This window comes from uncultured Pseudomonas sp. (genome assembly GCF_913777995.1).
In the GTDB taxonomy this organism is placed as follows: domain Bacteria; phylum Pseudomonadota; class Gammaproteobacteria; order Pseudomonadales; family Pseudomonadaceae; genus Aquipseudomonas.
Map to the genome: position 1 here is coordinate 16,621 of NZ_CAJYVE010000053.1, position 24,460 is coordinate 41,080.

The window sequence follows — 24,460 nt, forward strand, 5'->3', positions numbered from 1 at the left end:
GCAGGTCAGGCCCGCCATGCCTTGAATCTGGCATATTCAACGGTCAAGAGCAGGAGGCTCGGGCATTCTCGCTGCCGTCGAGGCGAGAATGCCGGATTCGCCGAGGTTATGTCTTTGGATGGGCTAGGCAAATTAATGGCGAATAGCTATAAGGGAAGCACGGCCAGCCGGACGTCAGATCTTCGTTGGCGTCATGGGTCGTGAGTATGGCTGCTAAAACAACCCGATCCCGAGTATTCGGGAGCCTCAACCAGCAGGCTTCGGCCTGGTCGGTCGCCTTGGCGGTTCTGATCGCCGGGCTGGGGCTGACTGCCTTTCTCGCACTGGACAATTATCAACTCTATCAGCGCCAGCTGAGCCAGCGTTTCGACCTGCTGGCCAGCGAGCGTTTCATCCGCATCCAGGAACGCCTCGACAGCCAGGTCAGTCGGCTGGACAGCCTGCGGCGCTTCTTCGTCTATTCGGATGTGGTCTCACGCGACGAATACAACGGTTTCGCCGCCCCGTTGCTCGACGGTACCCAGGCCTATTCCTGGAGCCCCAGGGTGAGCGACGCCGAGCGTGCGGATTTCGAGGCCAAGGCCCGTGCCGAGGGGCTGGCCGGGTTCGTCATTCGTGAGCGGGGGGCGGATGGGCGCCTGGAGGTGGCGGCGCGGCGTGCTGAATATTACCCGGTGCTCTACACCCAGTCGCAGAGCGTCCTGCCGCTGCCATACGGGTTCGATGTCGCCTCTGAATCCTTGCGGCGGGAAACCCTCGAGAGGGCGCGCATGCTGGGCTCCGTCGCTGCGACGCCGAGGATCGAGCTGGTGGGGTTGGATAAGGAATACGCCTACGGGGTGCTGCTGGTGGCGCCGCTGTTCGAACGCCAAGAGTCGAGCGCGGAGCTGCGCGGCTATGTCATGGCGGTGATCAGCCTGGGCGATGTGATGAACGAAGGGCTGCCCACCCAGGACAATCTGGCGGTGACCATGCTCGACCTCGGTTCGCCCGCCGAGCCACAGCTGCTCTACCAGTCGCATGTGCAGGCCGGCGAAGGTGACCTGCGTGTCAGCACCTTGCTGAATCTCGGCGACCGTGACTACTTGCTGGAAGTCCGCCCGACCGAGGCGTTCCTGCGCACCAACCAGTCCATGGCCGGCAGCGTGGGCGTGCTCGGCGCGCTGCTGAGCCTGATGCTCGCGGCCTTGCTGTTCAGCCTGATCGGCCAGCGTCAGCGGGCCTTGGCACTGGTCGAGCAACGTACCTCCGAGCTGCGCCAGCGTGAACAGCAGCTGCGCGTCACCCATGGGCAGTTGTGCAACGTACTGGATGCCGCCACCGAAGTGGCGATCATCGCCACCGACCTGAACGGGGTGATCACCACCTTCAACGTCGGGGCACAGAAGATGCTCGACTATCGCGAGGAGGAGGTGCTCGGCCTGTTCGCCCTCGAGGACCTGCATGACCCCGCCGAACTGCAGGCCCACGCGCAACGCTTGCACAGTAGCGGCCAGGCACGGGTTTCGGCCGGGCAGGCCATGCTGGTCGAGGCTGCCGAACCGGGCCATCACGCGGCGCGCGAGTGGACCTTCCGGCGTCGCGACGGCTCCACCCTGACCGTCAACATGCTGGTCACGGCGGTGCGTGACGATCAGGAGCAGTGGGTGGGCTACCTGGCGGTGTGCATCGACGTTACCGAACGCAAGCGGGTCCACGAAGCCCTGGCAGCCCGTGACCTGCTGTTGCAGCGCCTGGGCAGGCAGGTACCGGGTGGGATCTATCAGTTCCAGCGTTCCGCCGACGGCGAGCCGCGCTTCAACTACATCAGCGTCGGCATGTGCCAGCTGTATGAACTCACCGAAGAACAGATCGTCGCCGACGCCTCGACGGTGTTCGACCGTATCCATGTCGACGACCGACCGAGCACCGTGCGCCTGATGCTGGCCAGTACCGAGCAGTGCAAGCCCTGGCGTGACGAGTTCCGTATCGACCTGCCCAAGCGTGGCGTACGCTGGATCCGCGGCGAGGCCACCCCGGAACGCCTGCCGGATGGCGGCATCCTCTGGCATGGCTTTCTCAGCGACATCACCGACATGAAGCGTGTCGAGGACGAGCTGCGTGCCTTGTCCATCACGGATGTGCTCACGGGGGCCTACAACCGGCGCTACTTCCAGGAGCGCTTGCAGGCCGAGTTGCGCCGTGTCGAACGCTATGGTGGGCAGTTGGCAGTGATCATGCTGGACATCGACCACTTCAAGCGCATCAACGACCAGTATGGGCATGGCGTCGGCGACTGCGTCCTGCAGGAAGTGTCACGTACCATCGGCCAGCGGCTGCGCACTGAAGACGTGTTCTGCCGCCTGGGCGGTGAGGAGTTCATCATCCTTTGCCCGGCGACCGATGCCGTGCAGGCCAGCCAGTTGGCGACCAGCCTGTGGCAGAACCTGCGCAGCCAGGCCATGGATGGCGTAGGGCGGGTGACCGCGAGTTTCGGCATCGCCTGCTGGCGCCCCGGTGAGGGCGCCGACGCGCTGCTGCTGCGCGCCGACTCGGGTGTCTATGCGGCCAAGCAGGCCGGGCGCGACCGCGTCGCCCTCGAGCGGCTCGAACCCTACCGGGCCGAGCCGGACCGGGTCTGAAGCCGGTACTCTTCAGTCAGACCGTTGGAGCGAGCTTGCTCCAACAAAAGCCGATGACCCGTGTTGGATGTAAAGCCAACACAGTTCAGCTAGTCGTTATGTGGCCGGTGGGAGCGACTTTAGCCGCGAAAGCACCAGGAAATTCACCGCATCTGTTGTAAACAGGCGGTCGCTTCGCGGCTGAAGCCGCTCCTACCCGGCCTGACTGAACAGTGTTGGATGTAAAGCCGCTCCTGCAAGCCGTTTCAGGGCTGCAGGATCGACGCGGTGCCGTTGTTCAGCTTGGGCTGGCGATACAGGTCGACCAGCACTTCGTCGAGGATCGAAGAGGCGCCGAATGGCCGTGGGTCGTTGAGGATGGCGACCACCGCCCAGGTGTTGCCGTTGCTGTCACGGCTGTACCCGGCAATTGCGCGCACGGTATTCAAGGTGCCGGTCTTGATATGCGCTTCGCCAAGCAGTGCGGTGCGCTTGAGGCGCTTGCGCATGGTGCCGTCCATGCCCGCCAGCGGCAGCGAACTCATGAACTCGGCGGCGTAGGGACTGCGCCAGGCGGCCTGCAGCAGCATGGCCATCTCGCGGGCGCTGACCCGCTCGGCACGCGACAGACCTGAACCGTTTTCCATGACCAGGTGCGGCGCGGTCATGCCTTTCTTCGCCAGCCACTGGCGGATCACTCGCTGCGCGGCCTTGGCATCGTCGCCGTCGGCACTGGTGCGGAATTCTTCACCCAGGCTCAGGAACAGCTGCTGGGCCATGGTGTTGTTGCTGTACTTGTTGATGTCGCGGATCACCTCGACCAGGTCGGGCGAGAACGCCCGGGCCAGCAGCTTGGCGCCGGAAGGCACGGTGCCGACCTTGTCGCTGCCCTGGATAGTGCCGCCCAGCTCCTGCCAGATGGCCCGCACGGTGCCGGCCGCGTAGGCCTGGTGGTCGAGCAGCGACAGGTAGGTCTGCGAGTTGCAGCCCTTGGCCAGTTGCCCGGTGACCTGCACCAGCAGACTGCCGTCGGCCTGGGATACGGGGTTGTAGCGTACGTCGTCGCTGCATTGTTTGCTGGCGACGTTCTTGACCTGGTTGTCGATGCGGATCGTGGCGATGGGGGGCTCGACGGCCACCGTGATGCGGCCGTCGTCGTTACGGGTCACGAAGCGCAAGGCCTTGAGGTTGATCAGCAGGGAGTCCGGGCGCACCAGGAAGGGCTTGCTGTGATCGCCGCCATCGTCATCGAAGGCGGGCAGCTGCGGTTGTACGAAGTGGCTGCGGTCCAGGATCAGGTCGCCGGTTACCTGCTGCACACCGTTGGCGCGCAGATCGCGCATCAGCAGCCAGAGTTTTTCCATGTTGAGCTTGGGGTCGCCGCCACCCTTGAGGTACAGGTTGCCGCGCAACACGCCGTTGCTCAGGGTGCCGTCGGTGAAGAATTCGGTTTTCCACTGATGGGTAGGGCCGAGAATTTCCAGGGCCGCGAAGGTGGTCACCAGCTTCATGGTCGAGGCCGGATTGACCGAGACATCGGCATTGAACACGGTGGGCGTACCGGGACCATTAAGCGGTACGGCCACCAGCGAGAGCGCGTCGTCGTTGAGCTTGCTGGCCTTCAGGGCCTGCTGGACTTTGGGGGGGAGGGTGGTGTTGATCGTGGCAGCCTGGGCCTGCAGCGCCAGAGGTAGGAGAAAAGTGGCCAATAGCAAGGGGCGCAAAGATCTGATCATCAGGTAAAACCCTACTGCAAGATGAAAAACCAGATGAGGGTGAAGATATCCCTCGATGACTATAGATGGCGCAGAGGACATGAGCATGCGCGACAAGAACGCCGCATTATGCCCCAAGTAGAGGGCGCTTCGGGCGCGGGGGCGGTTTTTTTCATGTGCAGATGGCCTGGCGGATGCTGGACGCCGCGCAACAAAAAGCCACCCCGTGGGGTGGCTTCTCGGTCAACGCCAGGCGGCTCAGGCGGCCGGGTTGATCGGCTTGTCCGGATACCAGGCGTCGAGCAGGGGGCTGACTTCGACCTTGGTCGGTTCAGGACGGGCTTTCAGCCAGGCTTCTACGGCAGCGCGCTGTTCTTCGCTCACCGAGCCGCGCTTGGCCAGGCATACCAGACCGTAGTCATCGCCACCGACATAATCCAGGCCGTTGGCATCCATGGCTTCGGTCAGGAAGGCGTCGAGGAAAGCGTCGATTGCTTCTTCGGACAGGTCTTCCTTGAATTCCAGGTTGAGCTCGAAACCCAGTTCCTGGAACTCATCCACACAAAGTTTCTTGCGCAGACGACGGGAGCGGTTTGTGGCCATGAAGCGATCCTCTTGAGTAATTTCGTGGCGCAGTCTATCAGCTAAGCCAGCGCGACGCTTGCCTGGTTGCGGGCCGGCTCACTGCGTACGCTGCAGGGTGTCGGCCAGGGCCTGCTCCAGGGCGGCCAGGGCGTCGAGCAGTTGCTGCTGGCAGCGTTGCACCTCGGCGTCCGGCGCATCCTGGTCGCAGGCCAGTTCCAGCGCTTCGCAGGCCTGTACCAGTGCCGCCGCGCTGACGATTCGTGCCGCGCCCTTGATGTGATGGGCCTTGTCGCGCAGCGCTGCCTTGTGCCTGTGGGCGTCCAGGCGGGCCAGGGCCTGGTGGTCTTCACGGTTGCTGTTCAGCAGTTGTTCCAGCAGGCGGCGGTTCAGTTCGGGGCGTCCGGCGCTGAGTTGTTCGAGGCTGGCCGCGTCGAACAGTGCGGCAGGCGCTTCGGTGGCCGAGCCCAGCTCGGCCAGCCGGGCGTTGAGAGTGCCCAGGCTGATGGGTTTGAACAGGCAGTCGTCCATGCCGGCAGCGCGACAGCGCTGCATCTCTTCAGGCTGCGCATTGGCGGTGAAGCCCCAGATGATGCAGGGCTCACGTTGTTCGGCCTGTTCCCGCACGCGTATCGCCCGGGTCAGTTCGTAGCCGTTCATTACCGGCATGTTGCAGTCGACCATCAACAGGTCGAAGCGACCCTGCTGCCAGAACTCCAAGCCCTGCTCACCTTGCTCGGCGGTTGCGCAGCGATGCCCGAGGTAGCTCAGTTGCTGGCTGAGCAGCAGACGGTTGGCCGGATGGTCGTCGACCACCAGTATGCTCAGCACCCGGACGCTGGGCATGGCCGGCAACGCGGCGGGAGACGGCACGCGTTCGGCATGCAGGAGCGCCAGGGGCAGCGTCAGGGTCACGCAGGTGCCCTGGCCCGGTTCGCTGTCCAGGGTCAGCGTGCCACCCATCATCTGGCACAGGCTGCGGCAGATCACCAGCCCCAACCCGGCGCCGCTGCGGGCCATCTGTCCGGTGTTGTCGGCCTGTGCGAAGGGCTCGAAGAGCCGTGCACGATCTGCCGCACTGATGCCGATGCCGGTGTCCTGCACGGTCAGGTGCAGACAGGGCGAATCGCCGGGCGCCAGGCTCGCGCCGACGCGCACCTGGCCAGCCGGGGTGAACTTGATGGCATTGCCGATCAGGTTGGAGAGGATCTGCTTGAAGCGCAGCGGGTCGATGTGCACGTCGGTGTCGAGCTGCGCGTCGAAGTCCAGGCGCAGCTCCAGATGCTTCTGGCGCGCCAGGCCGTCGAACATGCGCACTACCGATTCGACGAGCTGGCGCAGGCTGGCCCGTTCCGGGGTCAAGGTCAGGTGGCCGGCTTCGATGCGGGCAATGTCGAGGATGTCGCCGATCAACTCGAGCATGCCCCTGGCTGAACTGTAGGCGACCTCCAGGGCAGGGCGGTCGAGCTGACCCTGTTCGGCGCGCCGCAGGGCCAGCTCGAGCATGCCGATCACGGCGTTCATCGGCGTACGGATCTCGTGGCTCATGGTGGCCAGGAAGGTGCTCTTGGCGCGGCTGGCGTTGTCGGCGCGGTCCTTGGCGGCCTGCAGGTCTTCGATCAGGCGGCGGCGTTCGCTGATGTCGATCCAGCCGCCGATGATGCCCTGCACCTCGCCGAGCGAGTCGCGAAACGGCAGTATCCAGTGGTAGATGGTCAGGCAGCGCCCGGCAATGTGCAGCGGGCGATCGAGCACCAGGGGGGTGCCGCTGGCCATCACCCGACGATAGTCCTGGGCATAGGCCCGCGCTTCACTGGGGTCGCTCAGCACGCCGTCGGTGACGGTGTGGCCGATCACCTGATCGCGCCGGGCGCCGAAGGTTTCCAGATAGCTGTCGTTGCACAGGCGCAGGCGACCCTCGCGGTCGCGGACGTAGATCGGGTGGGGCGTGCCGTTGACCAGCGCGCTCATGAATTCGAGCTGGTCGCTCAGCGCGCGTTCGGCGAGCTTGCGCTGGTGGATCTGCCGGCGCATCCAGGCGTTCCAGGCGAGCAGGACGAGCAGCAGCAGACCGGCGCCGGCGAGCACCCGGTAGACCCACGGGCGGTAGTCGTGGCCGCTGGCGGAGCTGTTGGTCCAGGTGCGCCAGCGATCGTGGACGGCGGCCAATTCCTGGGGGGCGATGGCGAGCAGCGCCTTGTCGAGGATCGATGCCAGCTCCGGAGTGTCACGGCGACTGGCCAGGGTGATCAGTGCCGGGGCTTCCCCGGCAGTGGCGGTAATGTGCAGGTGCTGTTCGAACTCGGGTGAAGACAGCAGGTAGTTGGCGCTGAGCAGCGGCAGGACGGCGGCATCGACCTGTTCGCGTAACAAGGCTTGCAGGGCCTGCGTCGCACTGTCGAACGGCACCTGGACGATGCGTGGGTGCTGCCTGCTCAGCCAGGTGCGCAACATCCCGCTGCGGGCCACGGCCACCTGCCGACCGTCGAGCTGTTGAGGCAGACGCGGCTGTCGTTCGCCCTGGCGGGTGACCAGGACGAAGGAGTTTTCCAGGTAGGGGCGGCTGAAGGCCAGGCGCTCGGCGAGCGTCTGACTGGGCAGCACGGCGCCGATCAGGTCGGCCTGGCCCTGCTCGACACGACGTAGCATGTCTTCCCGGCTGCTGCTGCGCTGAATGACGAACTGCAGGCCGGTGCGCAGGCGGATCATGTCCAGCAGGTCGGCGGTCACGCCGCGCAGATTGCCAGCGCTGTCGAAGAAGCTCAGCGGTGCGTCATGTTCATCGACCACCACGCGTACCTGGCGGTGGGCGGTGATCCAGGCCTGTTCGCGGGCGGTGAACTGCAATTGGCGGTCGCCCAGCCCAGGGTCGCTGCCCGCACTCCAGCGTCTGGCGATCTCGTTGCGGGTCTCGGCAGGAATGTCCTGCAGTACGCGGTTGACGATTTCCAGCAGGCGCGGGGCATCGCTGCGTACCGCAAAACCAAAGCCATCGGCCTCATGGCGGCCCAGGCTGGCGATGCGGATGTTGTTCAGGTAGCCATTGTTGATGAGGTAGCGGGTGGAGATGGCGTCGCCCAGGAATACGTCGGCCTGGCCGAAGGCCACGGCGTTGATCGCACTCTGGAACGAGGGGTAGGTGTGCAGCTCGGCACCCGGATACTGGCTGCGGACCTGCTCCGGTGGCAGGTAGTGATAGGCCATGCTCAGGCGCATGCCGGCCAGCGTCTCGTCCGGCATGCGGGTGTCGCCGCTGTGGGTGACCAGCACCGGCTGGTCGGGCGCGTAGGGGCGTGACAGGCTGATGCTGCTGTCGACCGCCTCGAAGCGGTTGGCGCTGCCCAGCAGGTCGATGCGGCCCTGCTTCAGGGCCTCGATGGCCGCATTGCGGCTGTCGAAGCGGATCACCCTGACCGGCAGGTGCAGTGCCTGGGACAGAAGGCCGGCGTAGTCGGCGGTGATGCCTTCGTAATCTTCGCCGGACAGGGTGATATCGAATGGCGGGTAGTCGGGCGCCGAGGTCCCCAGGAGCAACTCCGGACGACTGTCCAGCCATTGCCGCTGGCGGGCATCGAGAGGCGGCATGGCTGCATCGATGCTGGCGCGGCCCAGCAGTTTGTAGCTGTCGAGGGCGGCGGCGCTGGGCGGCAGGCCCATGGCGAGCAGCAGGCACACGGCAAGTTTGATGATGGCGTCTAAATGCCTGGACATGAATGTGCTCACACCAGTGAGTTGCGTTTTGCCATGTCGATGAGTTCCACCAGCGTGCGGGTTTTCAATTTCTGCATGAGGCGGGTCTTGTAAGTGCTGACAGTCTTGTTGCTGAGGAACATCCCCTTGGCGATTTCCTTGTTCGATCGTCCCTGGGCAAATAACTGCAGTACCATCAATTCGCGATCATTGACCAGTTTGAACAGTTCGATCTCGCTGGGTTGGCCATCTTCCCGAGGGGGCGGATTCAATGCCTGGCTGGGAAAATAATTGTAGCCGGACAATACCGCCTTGACCGAACTGAGCAGTTCGCTGAGGTCTTCCTGCTTGCAGACATAACCGGCCGCGCCGGACTGCATGCAGCGGATGGCGAACAGTGCGGGTGTCTGCGAGGTCAGCACCAGAATCTTGGACGGCAGGCCCATGGCATTGAAGCGGGCCAGCACTTCCAGGCCGTCGAGCTTGGGGATGCTGATGTCGAGGATGATCAGGTCCGGCGTGCATTCGCGCACCATCTGCATGGCGTCCACGCCGTTATCGGTCTCGCCGACCACTTGGTAGTTTTCGTTCTCGAGCAACATGCGAACGGCCAGCCGAATGACCGGATGATCGTCGATGATAAACACAGAGTTCATAAGTCAATCCATACAAGGCAACGAAGAAAGCGCGCACATTAGCTCAGATGTTCAACAAGTCACATGAATGAAAGGGCGGTGTGGATATATATAGGAAAGTTCCTACATTAATTGGCGTATCGGCGTACGAGATACCGCCTGCTTATACAAATCTGGTTTAAATGTTTTAATCGTTATTGCCTGTTTTCGGACGAGATTTTTCTATTTAAGGATCCTTTTCGGCTGTCCGGAAAGTTCGGTAAGGTGACGGCCTGGGCATGTAGAGGTGCCGACGGAGCCTGGTGGGTTGCTTCAGGTGTCGGTCTCGGGCAGGTTGGCGAGCAGTCTGGCCAGGTCGGGGCCATGCAATGGCTTGCTCAGACAACCCAGCAGCGGGATGCCGCGTTGCCGGGCGTTGGCGCCCAGGGCCTGCAAGGCTTCTTCGTCCAGGCCGCTGAGCAGGATTGCCTGTCTGACCATTGCCTTGCGCCAGGCCTGGTCGATGAGTTCCAGGCCGGGCAGGTCTGGCAGCCCCTGGTCGCACAGCAGAAGGTCGAAAGGCTCTTCGCTGCGCTGCATCGCGCTGAAGGCTTCCGCGGCGTTCAAGGCTGGGGTCAGCAGGAAATGGCCCTGGTTGTTGAGCAGGACCTGAATGGAGATCAGCTGGAAGGGGTGGTCTTCCACGAGCAGGATCCGCAGGTTTTGTCTGGGCATCGGGGTTCCGGGAGGCTTGGAGGCAAACCGACCGCTGGCCTGTGTGGAGCAAATGCCTGGCCGATGCTCGGTAAGCCAGGCCGGCGGGCGATGAGGGGTGGTGTCGAGTGGCGGGATTATTCAGAAAGCTTTGCCGGCAGGGCGATAAGGTATTTCCGACTGGTCTGTAGGAATTGTCTGAAGATAAAGGGGCAGGGCGGCCATGGGCCGCTCCGCCGTTGCCGGCCAGGGGTCAGCGATGCGGGCCGGCGCCGCCGGTCATTTCCAGGGCCATTTCACTGGCGTAACTGTCGGTCATGCCGGCGATGAAGTCGATCATGCGCAGGAAGGCGCTGTGCAGTGAGGCATCCGGTGCCGGCGCGCTCTTGCCCAGCAGGTCGAGAATGCGTCGGTGCTTGAACGACGGCGTACGACCCCCGCACTGTTCCACGGCGGCGCCGCAGAAGGCGTTGAGCAGGACCTCCAGCGTAGTGTAGGCGCCGATCTCATGCAGGGTCTTGCGCTTGTCCTGGAAGATCTTCTTGCGTGCCATGTCCTTGGCATTCAGCACGCAGCGCTTGGCCGGGCCATGCATGTGTTCGACCAGGTCGCCTTCCAGGTGGCCGGCCAGCAGCGCGTCCTGTTGTTCGACGAAAGCCCGGGCAGCGGCGTTGGTCAGGTGCTCGATGGCCTTGCCGCGCAGGATCGCCAGCTTGCGCCGTCGCGAGTCGTCCGCGCCCAGCTGGCGATAGGTGTGCGGCAGGTCGTCACCGACCAGGTCGAGCAACAGTGCCTCGACCTCGGCGTACTGCAACAGGTCCATTTCCAGGCCATCTTCCAGGTCGATGAGGGCGTAGCAAATGTCATCGGCGGCCTCCATCAGGTACACCAGCGGATGGCGCGCCCAGCGCTGGTCCTCGACCTGAGGAATGCCGAGTTTATGGGCGGTCTGTTCGAGAATCGGCAGCTCGCTCTGGTAACAGCCGAACTTGTGTTTCTTGTAGCCTTGGGCGTCGGCGTGGCGGGCGGTCCAGGGGTACTTGAGGTAGGTGCCCAGGGTCGCGTAGGTGAGGCGCATGCCACCGTCGAACTGGTGATACTCGAGCTGGCTGAGCACCCGCAGGCCTTGCGCATTGCCTTCGAAGCTCAGGAAATCCTGGCGCTCCGCTTCGCTCATGCCGTCGAGCCAGCCGCGTCCTGCAGCCTGCTTGAACCAGTTGCGGATCGCGTCTTCGCCGGAATGGCCGAAGGGCGGGTTACCGATGTCGTGGGCCAGGCAGGCCGACTGCACGATCATTCCCAGGTCGCTCGGCTCGCACCAGTCGGGCAGGCTGTCGCGCAGGGTTTCGCCGACACGCATGCCCAGCGAGCGGCCCACGCAGCTGACTTCCAGCGAGTGGGTCAGGCGGGTGTGGATGTGGTCATTGCTGGACATCGGGTGGACCTGGGTCTTGCGCCCCAGGCGGCGGAAGGCGCCAGAGAAGATGATCCGGTCGTGGTCCTTGTGGAATGGGCTGCGGCCCAGCTCTTCGGAGCTGTGCAGCGGTTTGCCGAGTCGTTCGCGGTTAAGCAGGGTCTGCCAGTCCAAGGCCGTCGCTCCGTCAGTACGAGAAACCCTAGCTTCCGGGTTCGACGCCCGGCCTGCAAGGGTTTCAATCTGATCTCAGGCGGCCTGTCGGGTTTCGTGCGCCAGGTTTCGTAGCAAAAGTGTCTGCGCTCGGCCATGCGGCGTTAATCGCCTGTTTCGACTCGCTGACGCTCGCCCTGCGGGCCAGCCTGCGGCCGTTACTCGCTGTGCTCGTTGCGCCTTGCCTGACCTTCGCTCGCCGGCTTTTCGTACAAAGCTAAAGACCGGCGGCGTCCACATCGATCAGCAGCAGCCGCTGGTCGGCACCGAAGAACTGGCCGGCGGTCAGGCAATACTGGTTGGTGGTCGCGTCGCGGTAGGTGTTGGACAGGATCAGCCGGCGCTCTTCCCAGCCCTCGGCCAGCAAGTGGTAGAAGTACGGGCGCCACGACCAGTTGTGGCCCACGTAACGCGCGTCGCTGTGCCAGGCTCCGTTGCGCCACTCCAGGTTGGGGGTCATCTGCGTGCCGTGGCGGTCGCACTGGTAGAAGCGCAGCAGCCAGGGATAGTCGCGCGGTTGCGGTAGTTCGTTGAGCGGGGCCTGGTTCAGCGCCCAGCGGCGCAACAGGCTCATCAATTGCGCCAACTGGCGGCGCAGGTTCATCAACCGCGCGCGTTCGGCCACCTTGTGCAGCACATAACGGTCACGCAGTTCGGCGAAATCCTGGATGAAGCGCTCGGCACCGAAGAACTGCGGTTCGGCGCGGGCGAACAGATACCCCTGCACGTAGCGCGCCCCGCATTCCAGGGCGAAGTGCAGTTCGGCTTCGGTCTCCACGCCTTCGGCGATGATCCAGCAGCCGGTCTTTTCCGCCATCAGTGCCAGTGCCCGCACCACCTCGCTGCTCGGGCCGCCACGGGCCGCGGACTGGAACAGGCGCATGTCGAGCTTGAGAATGTCCGGCTGCAGGGCCAGGACCCGGTCGAGTTGCGAATAGCCGGCGCCGAAATCGTCGATGGCGATACGCGCGCCGGCCTGCCGGTAGCGGTCGACCACCTCGTTCAGACGTTGGCTGTCGCCACTCAACTCGGTGATCTCGAACACCACGCGTTGCGGCGGCACGTCGTGCTGGCGAAGCTGTTCGAGGCTGGGCAGGGGCGCGCCAGGCTCCAGGCTGCTGATCCAGCGCGGCGACATGTTCAGACTCAGGAACCAGTCTTGCGGCGCTTCATGAAGGCGCGCCAGAGCGTCGTCACGCAGTTGCCTGTCGAGCTGCAGCAGGGCGTCGGCCGGCAAGTCCGGGTCATTGAACAGCGGGCCCACCGAATGCAGCTGGCCAGTCCCGTCGCGCAGGCGGCCTAGCGCTTCGATACCTGCAATCCGGCCGGTCGCGGTATCGATGAACGGCTGGAAGCAGGCGATGGGTTGCCCATGGATCACATGGTGCTCCTTGAAAGTCCACAAAAAAGCCGCGCGACGGAGGCGACCGAAGCGCGGCTGATATGCATAGCAAGATTACAGCCAAAATGCCATCAGGGTTTGCCAGCCCTCCGGCTTTGGATGGCCATTCGAATCAGTGGCATCAGGGCAACCCCTAGCCGGACTATGCGTGCCAGGCCACTGGACGTTCTGGCTCGCTCGCCCTTGCCGGCGCCGCGCCCGCCGAGAAAGCCCAGCAGGGCCACCGCGCCCACGCCCCACAATGGCGCATGACGGATGCCCAGCGAGCCTGGCAGACCCTGCGCCATGCCGCGCACGCGCCGTAAAGGCTGCAGCAATTGCGTCGATTCGTGACGGATTTCCTGGCGATGCATTTCCATGCGCAGACGCACGAGTGCCTTGCGCAGTTCACGCCGCGTATTGCCTTGGTGGGACTTCGGTTCACTCATGGCAGCAGTCGCTCGCGGTCGTTGGCCAGCTCTTCGAGGGTAGCGCTGAATGGCGACGATTCATCGAAGATCGCGGCTTTCAGACGCAGGCCGAAGAACAACGCAGCCAGGAAATAGAACACGCACAGGCCGATGATGCCGACCAGGCGATAGCTGTCCCACAGTACGATCAGCAACAGTGCCGAGAGCCCGGTGAGCAGCAACAGGGCGAACACCAGGGTCAGGCCGGCGAACAGCAGCAGGCTGACGCTGCGCGCTTTCTGTTCCTGCAGCTCGATGCCGAACAGTTCGACGTGGCTGTGCAGCAGCCCCAGGAAGGCCGCCCCCAGTCTTTTCGGCGATGAGCCGCCTGGCGCTTCGCCGGTGGGGGATTCGCTGTCGGGTTTCATGGGCTCAGCGCCTCGAGGCCAGCAAACCGATCAGGAAACCTACGCCTGCGGCGATGCCCACCGACTGCCAGGGGTTGCTCTGCACATAGTCTTCGGTGGCCTGCACGGCAGCTTCGCCGCGTTGGCGCAGGGAGTCTTCGGTCAGCTTGAGCGTCTCGCGGGCACGCAACAGGCTTTCGTGGATCTGGTCGCGCAACTGGTCCGCCTGCTCACCGGCGAGCGAGGCGGTGTGTTCGAGCAGTTTCTCGGTATCGGCCACCAGGGTCTGGAAGTCAGCCAGCAGGACTTCCTGGGCGGTCTGTGCGGTGCGTCGGGCCATGGTGTTCTCCATGCAATGGCGTGTCTGGGGTGAGAGTAGACGCTGGCACGGAAGGTTCACTCCAATTGCCGTCAGGCTCTCTCGCAAGGGCTGGTACAGGAATTGCTTCGCCGTGGTGCGTCGGGTGTTCCCGCTGCGCCAAACCAGCGCGCTGAAGCCGGGCCACCTTACGTCAAAACTCCAATAACCGGGAAATGTCCTGAGCTTTTTTCACTTCATGCCCCGCGTCGGGGCATCGCCTAGGGATCGGCATGCCAGTTCTGCGCTCCAGTTCGGTGCGCTCTGGTTGAAGAGTGTTTCGCTTTGGTACTTTCCAGAACTTGCAGGTCTGCCTTCGCAATGGAAAATGTGCACAGCGCTGTGGACACCCTGGTCCATAGCTCCAATACCCTGTTTCTGCTGCTTGGCGCGGTCATGGTCCTGGCCATGCACGCCGGCTTCGCCTTTCTTGAGGTCGGCACTGTCCGGCAGAAGAATCAGGTCAACGCCCTGTCGAAGATCCTCAGCGACTTCGCCGTGTCGACGGTGGTGTATTTCTTCATCGGCTACTGGGTCGCTTACGGCGTGAATTTCATGCAGCCCGCAGCGGTGATCAACGCCGACCACGGCTATGCACTGGTGAAGTTCTTTTTCCTGCTGACCTTCGCGGCGGCGATTCCAGCGATCATCTCGGGGGGAATCGCCGAACGCGCACGCTTCGTGCCGCAGCTGTGTGCGACGGCGCTGATCGTAGCCTTCGTCTATCCGTTCTTCGAGGGCCTGATCTGGAACGGCAACTTCGGTCTGCAAGCCTGGCTGCAAGCGCGTTTCGGCGCCAGCTTCCATGACTTCGCCGGCTCCGTGGTGGTGCACGCCATGGGCGGCTGGCTGGCCCTGGCCGCCGTGCTGCTGCTGGGTTCGCGCCATGGCCGTTATCGGGAGGGCCGACTGGTGGCTTATCCGCCGTCGAGCATTCCTTTCCTGGCCCTGGGCTCATGGATCCTTATCGTCGGCTGGTTCGGCTTCAACGTCATGAGTGCCCAGACCCTGCCGGCGGTCAGTGGCCTGGTGGCGGTCAACTCGCTGATGGCCATGGTTGGCGGCACTGTGGCGGCCCTGGTGGTCGGGCGCAATGACCCGGGCTTCCTGCACAACGGCCCGCTGGCCGGGCTGGTTGCCGTATGTGCCGGCTCCGACCTGATGCACCCGGTCGGTGCGATGGTCACCGGCGCACTGGCTGGTGCTTTGTTCGTCTGGTGCTTCACCGCCGCCCAGGTGCGCTGGAAGATCGACGACGTGCTGGGTGTCTGGCCGCTGCATGGCCTGTGTGGCGTCTGGGGCGGCATCGCCTGCGGGATCTTCGGTCAGGAGGCGCTGGGTGGGCTGGGCGGGGTCAGCCTGACCAGCCAGCTGATCGGCAGCCTGCTGGGCGTGCTGGTGGCGTTGGCCGGCGGTTTTGCGGTGTATGGACTGCTCAGGCTGACCGTGGGCCTGCGCTTGACCCAGGAGCAGGAGTACTACGGCGCCGACCTGTCGATCCACAAGATCGGTGCGGTCAGCCAGGATTGATTCCGGTCCTACGCTCACCTGAGCCGTCGTAGGGTTCGCCGCCGGTTCCGGGCTGAGCAGCGCAAGTCACCGTGGGGGCTTCCATAATCCTGGCCCTTGGCTATGCTCTAGCGCCATGACGAGGGGGAATGCTTCCCCGGTGACAGGCAACACCGGCCAAGGGTCGGGTGCGATGGAGTGGGCATGGAGCGGCTGTTTTCCCTGCAAGGGCTCAGGGGCGTTGCAGTGTTGGGCGTGGTGCTGTTCCACATGACCTCGGTAGAGGCCAAGTATTCCGGCGGCGACCGGCTCCTGCCGCAGTGGCTGGAGTTCTTCCAGCTGGGCGTCGACCTGTTCTTCGTGATCAGCGGTTTCGTCATGGTGATCGTCAGCCGCGGGCGCTTTCAGGATGGCCGCGAGGCGCAGCGCTTCCTGTATAACCGGGTGTCGCGGATCTACCCCACCTACTGGCTCTACTACTTCATCACCCTGGCGGTGTACCTGGTGCAGCCGGGCATGGTCAACAGCGGCCATGGCGAGTCCAACCTGCTGGCTTCTTTCCTGCTGTTGCCCAGTGACAAGGTGCTGCTGGTGATGGTGGCCTGGTCATTGGTCTTCGAATTGTGGTTCTACCTGGTGTTCAGCGCCTTGCTGCCCTGGCAGGAGCGCCGCCTGCCGATGTTCCTGGCGCTGTGGGCGGTGGTGCTGGTGGCGTTCAACGCCATGCAGGACTGGCAGGACTATTCACCGGTGGTGCAGATCATCCTGCACCCCTATGCGCTGGAGTTCATCGCTGGGGCGGCGTTGGCGCTGTTCTTCTACAGCCCGGCCAGCGCCAGGCTGCCCGACCGCCTGGTGCGGGCGCTGCTGGGGCTGGCAGCGCTGCTGGGCGTGCCGCTGATCGGCTACCTGCAGCTGTTCGAGGGGCATGGCCTGGCGCGCATGCTGGTGGTGGGCGTGGTGTTCGGCACCCTGGTCCTGGCCACGGCACTGCTGGAGCGCCGTGGCCTGCTGAGCCCTACGCCAGCACTGGTCGTCGTCGGCGACATGTCTTACACGGTCTACCTTTCGCACTTGCTGGTGCTCGGTGTGATCGGCCGTGTGTGGCTGTGGTGGGGCGGCTCGCCGCTGAGCCTGCTGGACAATTTCCTCTTTACGCTGCTGATGCTCGCGGCGGTCCTGTGCTACGGCTGGGTTGGCTACCGTTGCTTCGAAAAGCCGGTACTGGATCGCGCCAACGCTTTCAGCAAGCGGTACTTCGGGCAGCGTCGGGCGCTGGCGCAGTCCTGATGCGAGTTTCAGCTCGCCCAGGCGCCGGGCAGGACCTAGAATGAGCACTCGTTCATGTCTGCTCTGGTGGTCAAGGTGTCCCCCATGCCTCCTGAATGCCGGTTGTTCGGCACCGTGGGTTGTCATCTTTGCGAGGTGGCCGAGTCGGTGTTGATGCCGCTGGTCGAACATGGCCTGCTGGTCGAACTGGTGGATATCGCCGAAGACGAGCATCTGGCCGAAGCCTATGGTTTACGTATCCCGGTATTGCGCCGCGTCGATAACGGCGCAGAATTGGACTGGCCGTTCGACACTGAACAGGTGGCCGGCTTTTTGACTTCTTGAGCCGGACAGGCCCGCCTTGAATATCGATACCCGCATCAAGTACCGCCATCTGGTGTGCTTTCTCGAAGTGGCCCGCCAGGGCAGTCTGGCCAGGGCGGCTGACCAGTTGGCAATCAGCCAGCCGGCGTTGTCCAAGGCGCTCAAGGAGCTGGAAGGGCTGCTCGGTGCCACGCTGTTTCTGCGGGGTAAGCAGGGCGCGCAATTGTCCGAGGCCGGGGTGGCGTTCATGCGCTTTGCCGGACCCAGTGTCCAGGCCCTGCGTGAGGGCGTCAACAGCCTGCGCTCCGGAGAGCATGAGACCGCCACGGTGCGCCTCGGTGTGCTGTCCACCGCCGAAAGCCTGCTGATGCCCGAGGTGCTGACCCGCCTGCATGCGCGTCACCCGGCGCTGGTCATCAGCGTGATGACCGGGCCCAGCGCCTACCTGCTTTCGCAGCTGCGCGTCGGCGAGCTGGACCTGGTGATCGGGCGCATGACCGACAGCCCGCAGATCCAGGGGCTGAGTTTCGAACACCTGTACAACGAATCCATGACCCTCGTGGTACGTCCCGGCCACCCGTTGCTGGCTACGCCATTACGCCGCGAATGTCTGCAGGACTACCCCTGGGTGCTGCCGCTGGCAGGCACCACCATTCGCGCCTTCGCCGACAGCCTGTTCGTGCAGCATGCCATCCAGCCCCCGCGCCAACGCCTGGAGACCCTGTCGCTGACCCTGAGCCGCCGCTACGTGGAGCGCAGCGACGCCATCTGGATCGCGCCGCGCGATGCCGTGCTGCAAGAGCTTCAGGAGGGCGCCATGTGTGAGCTGGACATGGGCATGCGTGAACCGGGCGGCTCCATCGGCCTGTGCAGCAACCCCGCAGTGCCGCTGTCGCGCGCAGCGCTGTGGTGCGTGGAGCAACTGCGCGAGGTGGGTGGCGCTTATCGCGAGGGCGCGTACGCCTGATTATCCATAACCAAATGGTTATGGATTGGCGCTGTTTTTTCAGTTTTCGCAACCTTGGCCACACGGGACACTGCGTCCACCGTGAAGCGTCGCCCTCTGTCGCCGTAGGGCACGCCAGCGATTCCATAACAACAACGCCAAGGACACCCGCCATGTCTGTTGCCGACAACAGCCGTTTCGTCATTCGTGACCGGAACTGGCACCCCAAAGCCCTGACGCCTGACTACAAGACCTCCGTGCTGCGCTCGCCGCGCCAGGCGCTGGTCAGCATTCCCCAATCGATTTCCGAAACCACCGGCCCGGACTTCTCGCACCTGGTCTTCGGCCGCCACGACAACGACCTGCTGCTGAACTTCGATCACGGTGGCCTGCCCATCGGTGAGCGCATTCTGGTTGCCGGGCGGGTGGTGGACCAGTATGGCAAGCCGGTGCCCAATACCCTGGTAGAGATCTGGCAAGCCAACGCCGGTGGCCGCTATCGCCACAAGCGCGACAGCTACCTGGCGCCCATCGACCCGAACTTCGGCGGCGTGGGTCGCACCCTGACCGACCGCGACGGCAATTACAGCTTCCGCACCGTCAAGCCGGGCCCGTACCCATGGCGCAACGGCCCCAACGACTGGCGCCCGGCGCACATCCATGTGTCGGTGAGTGGTCCGGCCATTGCCACCCGGTTGATCACCCAGCTGTATTTCGAAGGTGACCCGCTGATTCCGCTGTGCCCGATCGTCAAGTCGATTGCCGACCCTGACGCCGTGCAGAGCCTCATCGCCCGCCTGGACATGGGCATGGCCAACCCGATGGATTGCCTGGCCTACCGCTTCGACATCGTGCTGCGTGGCCAGCGCCAGACCCACTTCGAGAATCGCTGAGGAGCCCGCCATGCCTGTTCAATTGCTGCCGGAAACGCCGTCGCAGACCGCCGGCCCCTATGTGCACATCGGCCTGGCCCTGGAAGTGGCCGGCAACCCGACTCGTGAACTGGAGATCTGGAACCAGCTGGCCAAACCCGGTGCGCCGGGCGAACACATCCTGTTGCTGGGCAACGTGTTCGATGGCAATGGCCAACTGATCCGCGATGCCTACCTGGAGTTTTGGCAAGCCGATCATCAGGGCAACTATGACCCCACCTACGACCCGGCGCGGCCGTTCAACGGCTTCGGGCGCACCGCCACCGATGACGACGGCGTCTGGCGCCTGCACACCGTCAAGCCGGGCGTGGTACGCAACGCCGCTGGCGTGCCGATGGCACCGCACCTGAACGTGTCGCTGTTTGCCCGCGGTATCAACATCCACCTGCATACCCGCCTGTATTTCGACGACGAGGCCGCTGCCAACGCCGCCGACCCGGTGATCAACCTGGTGGAACAGGCCCAGCGTCGGGAAACCCTGGTCGCGCGGCGTTGCACGGTGGACGGCCAACTGGCCTACCGTTTCGACATTCGTGTGCAGGGAGAAGGGGAGACGGTGTTCTTCGACTTCTGAGCCATTGCGCGTGCACCCCCAGGCACCTGTCGAACGCGGCAGGTGCCTTTCCGTCATATAAGAACAAAAGGAAATCCCATGACGCTTGCCAAGAACGAGTCCGGGGGCGTGACCCTGGATGTGCAGCGCTTCATCAACGAACAGCCGCTGTCTGCCTATCAGTGGCGAGTCGTGGTGCTGTGCTTTCTGATCGTCTTTCTCGACGGCCTGGACACCGCTGCCATGGGCTTCATCGCCCCGGCGCTGAGCCAGGACTGGGGCATTCCACGTTCCAGCCTCGGCCCGGTGATGAGTGCCGCACTGATCGGCATGGTCTTCGGTGCCTTGGGCTCCGGCCCCCTGGCTGACCGCTTCGGACGCAAGCTGGTGCTGGTCGGTGCGGTGTTTCTGTTCGGCCTGTTCAGCCTGCTGTCGGCGTACAGCACCAGCCTCGACCAGTTGCTCGTGCTGCGCCTGCTCACCGGTGTCGGTCTGGGTGCGGCGATGCCCAATGCGACGACACTGCTGTCCGAATACACCCCTGAGCGTCTCAAGTCGTTGCTGGTCACCAGCATGTTCTGCGGCTTCAACCTCGGTATGGCCAGTGGCGGGTTCGTCTCGGCCAAGCTGATTCCGGCCATGGGCTGGCACAGTCTGTTGCTGCTCGGCGGCATCCTGCCGCTGGTCCTGGTGCTGGCCCTGGCGTTGTGGCTGCCGGAGTCGGCGCGCTTTCTGGTGGTCAGCAATCGCGGTGCCGACAGGGTACGCCGGGTTCTGGCGCCCATCGCCCCGCAGGCCATGGCCGGGGTCACGGCGTTCAGCGTGCCCGAGCAGGCCAGCGTGTCGAGTCGCAATGTGCTCAAGGTGGTGTTTTCCGGTACTTACAGCGTCGGTACCGTGCTGTTGTGGCTGACCTATTTCATGGGCCTGGTGATCGTCTACCTGCTGACCAGCTGGTTGCCGACCCTGATGCGCGACAGTGGCGCAAGCATGGAGCAGTCGGCGATGATCGGCGCGCTGTTCCAGCTCGGCGGGGTGCTCAGTGCGGTGGGTGTGGGCTGGGCGATGGATCGTTACAACCCGCACAAGGTGATCGGCATTGCCTATGCCTTGGCCGGCGTATTCGCCTGGTTGGTGGGCAAGAGCCTGGACAGCGTGCTGCTGCTGGCCAGCCTGGTGCTGGTGGCCGGCATGTGCGTCAACGGTGCGCAGTCGGCGATGCCTTCGCTGGCGGCGCGTTTCTACCCGACCCAGGGGCGCGCCACCGGGGTTTCCTGGATGCTCGGCATCGGCCGTTTCGGTGCGATTCTCGGTGCCTGGGCCGGGGCGACCCTGCTGGGTCTGGGCTGGAATTTCGAACAGGTGCTGACCGCGCTGATCGTACCGGCCTCGCTGGCGGCGCTGGCCGTTTTGCTCAAGGGCCGCTTCAGCCATGCGGATGCCACTTGAGCGTGCAGCGCGCACCATGAACAGTCTTCAACGGGAGCCATGATTTGAGCACACCGAGCAATCAACTATTCGACGCCTATTTCACCCAGGCGCCGATGCGTCGGATCTTCTGCGATGCCGGGCGGCTGCAGGGCATGCTGGACTTCGAGGCCGCGCTGGCGCGTGCCGAGGCGCGCACCGGGTTGATCCCCCAGGCGCTGGTGGCGGACATCGAGGCGCAGTGCAAGGCCGAGCTTTACGACTTCCAGGCCCTGGCCGTGGCCATCGGCAGTGCCGGCAATTCGGCGATTCCGCTGGTCAAGGCCTTGGGCAAGCGCATCGCCGCGCACAACCCTGAAGCCGAGCGCTACGTGCACATGGGCGCCACCAGCCAGGATGCGATGGACACCGGGCTGGTGCTGCAGCTGCGCCAGGCCATCGGCCTGCTCGATCAGGACCTGGAGCGCCTCGCCGAGGCCCTGGCGACCCAGGCGCAGCGCCATGCGGATACCCCCTTGGCCGGACGTACCTGGTTGCAGCAGGCGACGCCGGTGACCCTGGGCATGAAGATCGCTGGCTGGCTGGGAGCGGTCACCCGCCACCGGCAGCGCCTCGCCGAGCTGCGCCCGCGCCTGCTCAGCCTGCAGTTCGGCGGCGCCTCCGGCAGCCTGGCGGCGCTCGGCGAGTCGGCGTTCGAAGTCGCCCAGGCACTGGCCGAGGAGCTGCAACTGCAACTGCCCGAACAGCCCTGGCACACCCAGCGTGACCGGCTGGTGGAGTTCGCCAGCCTGTTGGGCCTGATTGCCGGCAGCCTGGGCAAGCTGGGCCGCGACCTCAGCCTGCTGATGCAGACTGAAGTGGGCGAGGTGTTCGAGCCGGCCGCGCCGGGCAAGGGAGGGTCATCGACCATGCCGCACAAGCGCAACCCGGTGGCCGCAGCGGTGCTGATCGGCGCCGCGACGCGCGCGCCAGGGTTGGTCGCGACCATGCTTGCGGCCATGCCCCAGGAGCACGAGCGCAGCCTGGGGCTGTGGCATGCCGAATGGGAGACCTTGCCGGAACTCTGCTGCCTGGTATCCGGCGCATTGCAGCAGGCATTGCTGGTGGTGCCCGGGCTGGAGGTCGACGCGGCACGCATGCGCACCAACCTGGAGTCCACCCAGGGGCTGGTGCTCGCCGAGGCGGTGAGCATCGCCCTGGCCCAACGCATTGGCCGCGATGCCGCCCACCATCTGGTCGAGCAGAACTGCCGACGCGCCGTGCAGCAGGGCACGCATCTACGCCAGGTGCTGGGCGCCGATGCCGAAGTCGCCGCGCAGTTGTCCGCCGACGAGCTGGACCGCCTGCTCGACCCGGCCCACTACTTGGGCCAGGCGCGCCGCTGGGTCGCGCGTGCCGTGGCCGAACACCAACATTTCAATGCTTCGAGGACATCCGCATGAACGAAAAGGAACGCTATGAAGCCGGCATGCAGGTACGCCGCGCGGTACTGGGCGATACCCATGTCGACAACAGCCTGAAGAAACTCACGCCATTCAACGAAGAGTTCCAGGAAATGATCACCCGGCATGCCTGGGGCGACATCTGGACCCGCCCGGGCCTGCCGCGGCACACCCGCAGCCTGGTGACCATTGCCATGCTGATCGGTATGAACCGCGAAGGCGAGTTGCGCCTGCACCTGCGGGCGGCAAAGAACAATGGCGTGACCCGTGACGAAATCAAGGAAGTGCTGATGCAGAGCGCCATCTATTGCGGCATTCCGGCCGCCAACGCGACCTTCCATATGGCCGAGGAGGTGTGGGACGAGTTGGGCGTGGAATCGCTCTGAGTCTCGTGGCTGCCGCCGCGCCCGAGCGGGGTGAGGCAGCCAGCGCACAGGCATGAAAAAAGCCTGCCAGGATCACTGGCAGGCTTTTTCGTATCGACAGCGGTCAGAGGATCGACAGCGGGTAGCTGATGATCACGCGGTTCTCGTCGAACTGGTTGGTGCTGAAGTCGCGGCGCATGGTCGAGTTGCGCCATTTGACGCTCAGGTTCTTCAGGCTGCCTTGCTGGAACACATAGGCCAGCTCGGTCTCCCGCGCCCACTCCTTGCCGTCGGTGATGGCGCCGGTATGCACGTTGTCACCCTTGATATAGCGGTTCATCAGGGTCAGGCCAGGCACGCCCAGGGCGCCGAAGTCCAGGTCGTTACGCACCTGCCAGGAGTGCTCCTTGGCGTTATCGAAGCTGGAGTTGTAGCTGTCGTTGGCCAGGGTGCCGCCGCTGGTGCCGTTCACGCGCATCCACAGGCTGTCGCCGCTGACTTTCTGCAGACCGACATAAAAGGTGCTGAAACCGTAGCGAGCCGAGAGCATGGCCGACCAGGTCTTGTTGTCCAGGCTGCCGGCCAGCGACTGACCATCGTCCTTGCCGATGAAGTAGCCGAGGTTGGCGCCAAGGGTCCAGTCGCCCAGCGGCTGGCTGTGCACCAGGTTGTAGTATTGCTGGTGGTAGATGTCTTCCAGCTGTGCGTACCAGGCGCCGACCTGGGTGCGTTTTTCGTTGAAGGTGTATTCGCCCCCGGCGAAGTTGAAGCGGTCGGAGGTGAAGCCGGCCCGGCCGTTCATGAACATCGCCTGCATGCTGGCATCGTTGCGCGGGCTGTTGTCGCGGAACTGGCCGCCGTACAGGGTCACGCCGTCGATTTCCCGAGAGGTGATCTGCGCGCCCTGGAAGGTCTGGGGCAGCGAGCGGCCATCGTCGGAACGCAGGATCGGCAGCACCGGCATCCATTCACCGACTTTCAATTCGGTCTTGGAAAAACGCATCTTGCCGGCGACGGCCAGGCGCCCGAAGTCGTCGGCCGGGCGGCCATCGTCGTGGATCGGCAGCAGCTGGGTGCCGCCCGACCCCTTGCCGCCGTCGAGCTTGAGCGAGTACATGCCCAGGACATCGACACCGAAGCCGACCGTGCCCTGAGTGAACCCGGAGCGCGCATCGAGGATGAAACTCTGGGTCCATTCCTGGGCGCCATTCTGCGCGTTGGCCGGGTCGACGAAGTTGCGGTTGAAGAAGAAGTTGCGTAGGTTCAGACCGACCTTGGCGTCGTCGACGAAGCCGGCGGCCTGGCTGGCCAGTGGAAACAGGGTGGTGGCGGCGAACAGCGCGCAGAGGCTGCCCTGGGTTTTGCGGGGTTGGAGAAAGCGCATTGGCTTGAGCCTTTTTTGTAGTTATAGGTGAAGTGAATCGCGAAGGGTGTCACTCGGGGAAATACTGCGGGGCATGGGTCTGGCCTGCAATTGATCGAAAACGGTTTTGGGCGATTATCGCACGTTAATTAACTGGTTAGAACATAATGGGCGAGACGCCGCGCCTGTGGGCTGAGACGCTTGTCCGACGGGGGCTGCATCCAATGTTCA

General features: G+C 64.2%; 21 protein-coding genes. 10 read left to right on the plus strand and 11 right to left on the minus strand.

Features of this window, described 5'->3' with window-relative positions; genetic code table 11:
• Nucleotides 1-206: 206 nt before the first annotated feature.
• The gene (locus QZ497_RS21095; protein WP_295479186.1) at nt 207-2,621 is read left to right on the plus strand and encodes a diguanylate cyclase; all 2,415 of its coding nucleotides are present in this window, start codon (nt 207-209) and stop codon (nt 2,619-2,621) included.
• Nucleotides 2,622-2,866: 245 nt separating this feature from the next.
• Here QZ497_RS21095 and dacB read toward each other — a convergent pair whose 3' ends face one another.
• The 10 genes from dacB to QZ497_RS21145 form a co-directional block, all read right to left on the minus strand.
• A complete protein-coding gene (gene dacB, locus QZ497_RS21100) occupies nt 2,867-4,336 on the minus strand; it encodes a D-alanyl-D-alanine carboxypeptidase/D-alanyl-D-alanine-endopeptidase (RefSeq protein ID WP_295479189.1) in 1,470 nt (489 codons plus the stop codon).
• A 237-nt stretch (nt 4,337-4,573) separates the two neighbouring features.
• Entirely contained in the window at nt 4,574-4,918 is a 345-nt protein-coding gene (locus tag QZ497_RS21105) for a YggL family protein (RefSeq protein ID WP_295479192.1), read from the minus strand.
• Between the two features lie 78 nt (nt 4,919-4,996).
• Nucleotides 4,997-8,482, minus strand: a complete 3,486-nt coding sequence (locus tag QZ497_RS21110; RefSeq protein WP_295479448.1) for a transporter substrate-binding domain-containing protein — start codon at nt 8,480-8,482, stop codon at nt 4,997-4,999.
• Between the two features lie 134 nt (nt 8,483-8,616).
• Entirely contained in the window at nt 8,617-9,243 is a 627-nt protein-coding gene (locus tag QZ497_RS21115) for a response regulator transcription factor (RefSeq protein ID WP_295479195.1), read from the minus strand.
• A 291-nt stretch (nt 9,244-9,534) separates the two neighbouring features.
• Nucleotides 9,535-9,936 carry a response regulator gene (locus QZ497_RS21120; protein ID WP_295479198.1) on the minus strand — a complete coding sequence of 134 codons (402 nt, stop codon included), beginning with the start codon at nt 9,934-9,936 and terminating at the stop codon, nt 9,535-9,537.
• Between the two features lie 232 nt (nt 9,937-10,168).
• Entirely contained in the window at nt 10,169-11,503 is a 1,335-nt protein-coding gene (locus QZ497_RS21125; protein ID WP_295479201.1) for a deoxyguanosinetriphosphate triphosphohydrolase, read from the minus strand.
• A 256-nt stretch (nt 11,504-11,759) separates the two neighbouring features.
• Entirely contained in the window at nt 11,760-12,923 is a 1,164-nt protein-coding gene (locus tag QZ497_RS21130; RefSeq protein ID WP_295479204.1) for an EAL domain-containing protein, read from the minus strand.
• 92 nt (nt 12,924-13,015) lie between these two features.
• Entirely contained in the window at nt 13,016-13,372 is a 357-nt protein-coding gene (locus QZ497_RS21135; protein ID WP_295479206.1) for a hypothetical protein, read from the minus strand.
• The gene (locus QZ497_RS21140; RefSeq protein ID WP_295479209.1) at nt 13,369-13,761 is read right to left on the minus strand and encodes a phage holin family protein; all 393 of its coding nucleotides are present in this window, start codon (nt 13,759-13,761) and stop codon (nt 13,369-13,371) included. The genes QZ497_RS21135 and QZ497_RS21140 overlap by 4 nt, the downstream gene beginning before the upstream one ends.
• A gap of 4 nt (nt 13,762-13,765) precedes the next feature.
• Nucleotides 13,766-14,080, minus strand: a complete 315-nt coding sequence (locus QZ497_RS21145) for a DUF883 family protein (protein ID WP_295479212.1) — start codon at nt 14,078-14,080, stop codon at nt 13,766-13,768.
• Nucleotides 14,081-14,419: 339 nt separating this feature from the next.
• On the opposite strand from QZ497_RS21145, the gene QZ497_RS21150 reads away from it, so the two are divergent.
• From QZ497_RS21150 to pcaC, 9 genes are all read left to right on the plus strand, one after another.
• On the plus strand, nt 14,420-15,628 hold the full coding sequence (locus QZ497_RS21150) for an ammonium transporter (RefSeq protein ID WP_295479215.1): 1,209 nt from the start codon (nt 14,420-14,422) through the stop codon (nt 15,626-15,628).
• Between the two features lie 183 nt (nt 15,629-15,811).
• Nucleotides 15,812-16,897 (plus strand): acyltransferase, encoded by a 1,086-nt coding sequence (locus QZ497_RS21155; RefSeq protein WP_295479218.1) that lies wholly within the window; start codon nt 15,812-15,814, stop codon nt 16,895-16,897.
• Nucleotides 16,898-16,981: 84 nt separating this feature from the next.
• Nucleotides 16,982-17,221, plus strand: a complete 240-nt coding sequence (locus tag QZ497_RS21160; RefSeq protein WP_295479451.1) for a glutaredoxin family protein — start codon at nt 16,982-16,984, stop codon at nt 17,219-17,221.
• A gap of 16 nt (nt 17,222-17,237) precedes the next feature.
• Nucleotides 17,238-18,167, plus strand: coding sequence for a pca operon transcription factor PcaQ (pcaQ, locus tag QZ497_RS21165; RefSeq protein WP_295479221.1), 930 nt, complete (start codon nt 17,238-17,240; stop codon nt 18,165-18,167).
• Between the two features lie 152 nt (nt 18,168-18,319).
• Nucleotides 18,320-19,039 (plus strand): protocatechuate 3,4-dioxygenase subunit beta, encoded by a 720-nt coding sequence (gene pcaH, locus QZ497_RS21170; protein WP_295479224.1) that lies wholly within the window; start codon nt 18,320-18,322, stop codon nt 19,037-19,039.
• A gap of 10 nt (nt 19,040-19,049) precedes the next feature.
• Nucleotides 19,050-19,652: a protocatechuate 3,4-dioxygenase subunit alpha gene (gene pcaG / locus QZ497_RS21175; RefSeq protein ID WP_295479227.1), complete on the plus strand. Its 603-nt coding sequence runs from the start codon at nt 19,050-19,052 to the stop codon at nt 19,650-19,652.
• 78 nt (nt 19,653-19,730) lie between these two features.
• Nucleotides 19,731-21,080, plus strand: a complete 1,350-nt coding sequence (locus QZ497_RS21180) for an MFS transporter (protein WP_295479230.1) — start codon at nt 19,731-19,733, stop codon at nt 21,078-21,080.
• Nucleotides 21,081-21,124: 44 nt separating this feature from the next.
• Nucleotides 21,125-22,501 carry a 3-carboxy-cis,cis-muconate cycloisomerase gene (locus QZ497_RS21185; RefSeq protein ID WP_295479232.1) on the plus strand — a complete coding sequence of 459 codons (1,377 nt, stop codon included), beginning with the start codon at nt 21,125-21,127 and terminating at the stop codon, nt 22,499-22,501.
• Entirely contained in the window at nt 22,498-22,887 is a 390-nt protein-coding gene (gene pcaC / locus QZ497_RS21190; protein ID WP_295479235.1) for a 4-carboxymuconolactone decarboxylase, read from the plus strand. Before QZ497_RS21185 ends, pcaC begins: the two co-directional genes overlap by 4 nt.
• 103 nt (nt 22,888-22,990) lie before the next feature.
• Here pcaC and QZ497_RS21195 read toward each other — a convergent pair whose 3' ends face one another.
• On the minus strand, nt 22,991-24,250 hold the full coding sequence (locus QZ497_RS21195; protein ID WP_295479238.1) for an OprD family porin: 1,260 nt from the start codon (nt 24,248-24,250) through the stop codon (nt 22,991-22,993).
• Between the last annotated feature and the right edge of the window lie 210 nt (nt 24,251-24,460).

What these genes read in the sequence shown, in the direction of transcription:
- QZ497_RS21095 (WP_295479186.1), top strand. Translation starts at nt 207, where the DNA reads ATGGCTGCTAAAACAACCCGATCCCGAGTATTCGGGAGCCTCAACCAG.
- dacB (WP_295479189.1), bottom strand. Translation starts at nt 4,336, where the DNA reads ATGATCAGATCTTTGCGCCCCTTGCTATTGGCCACTTTTCTCCTACCT.
- QZ497_RS21105 (WP_295479192.1), bottom strand. Translation starts at nt 4,918, where the DNA reads ATGGCCACAAACCGCTCCCGTCGTCTGCGCAAGAAACTTTGTGTGGAT.
- QZ497_RS21110 (WP_295479448.1), bottom strand. Translation starts at nt 8,482, where the DNA reads ATGCCGCCTCTCGATGCCCGCCAGCGGCAATGGCTGGACAGTCGTCCG.
- QZ497_RS21115 (WP_295479195.1), bottom strand. Translation starts at nt 9,243, where the DNA reads ATGAACTCTGTGTTTATCATCGACGATCATCCGGTCATTCGGCTGGCC.
- QZ497_RS21120 (WP_295479198.1), bottom strand. Translation starts at nt 9,936, where the DNA reads ATGCCCAGACAAAACCTGCGGATCCTGCTCGTGGAAGACCACCCCTTC.
- QZ497_RS21135 (WP_295479206.1), bottom strand. Translation starts at nt 13,372, where the DNA reads ATGAGTGAACCGAAGTCCCACCAAGGCAATACGCGGCGTGAACTGCGC.
- QZ497_RS21140 (WP_295479209.1), bottom strand. Translation starts at nt 13,761, where the DNA reads ATGAAACCCGACAGCGAATCCCCCACCGGCGAAGCGCCAGGCGGCTCA.
- QZ497_RS21145 (WP_295479212.1), bottom strand. Translation starts at nt 14,080, where the DNA reads ATGGCCCGACGCACCGCACAGACCGCCCAGGAAGTCCTGCTGGCTGAC.
- QZ497_RS21150 (WP_295479215.1), top strand. Translation starts at nt 14,420, where the DNA reads ATGGAAAATGTGCACAGCGCTGTGGACACCCTGGTCCATAGCTCCAAT.
- QZ497_RS21155 (WP_295479218.1), top strand. Translation starts at nt 15,812, where the DNA reads ATGGAGCGGCTGTTTTCCCTGCAAGGGCTCAGGGGCGTTGCAGTGTTG.
- QZ497_RS21160 (WP_295479451.1), top strand. Translation starts at nt 16,982, where the DNA reads ATGCCTCCTGAATGCCGGTTGTTCGGCACCGTGGGTTGTCATCTTTGC.
- pcaH (WP_295479224.1), top strand. Translation starts at nt 18,320, where the DNA reads ATGTCTGTTGCCGACAACAGCCGTTTCGTCATTCGTGACCGGAACTGG.
- pcaG (WP_295479227.1), top strand. Translation starts at nt 19,050, where the DNA reads ATGCCTGTTCAATTGCTGCCGGAAACGCCGTCGCAGACCGCCGGCCCC.
- QZ497_RS21180 (WP_295479230.1), top strand. Translation starts at nt 19,731, where the DNA reads ATGACGCTTGCCAAGAACGAGTCCGGGGGCGTGACCCTGGATGTGCAG.
- pcaC (WP_295479235.1), top strand. Translation starts at nt 22,498, where the DNA reads ATGAACGAAAAGGAACGCTATGAAGCCGGCATGCAGGTACGCCGCGCG.
- QZ497_RS21195 (WP_295479238.1), bottom strand. Translation starts at nt 24,250, where the DNA reads ATGCGCTTTCTCCAACCCCGCAAAACCCAGGGCAGCCTCTGCGCGCTG.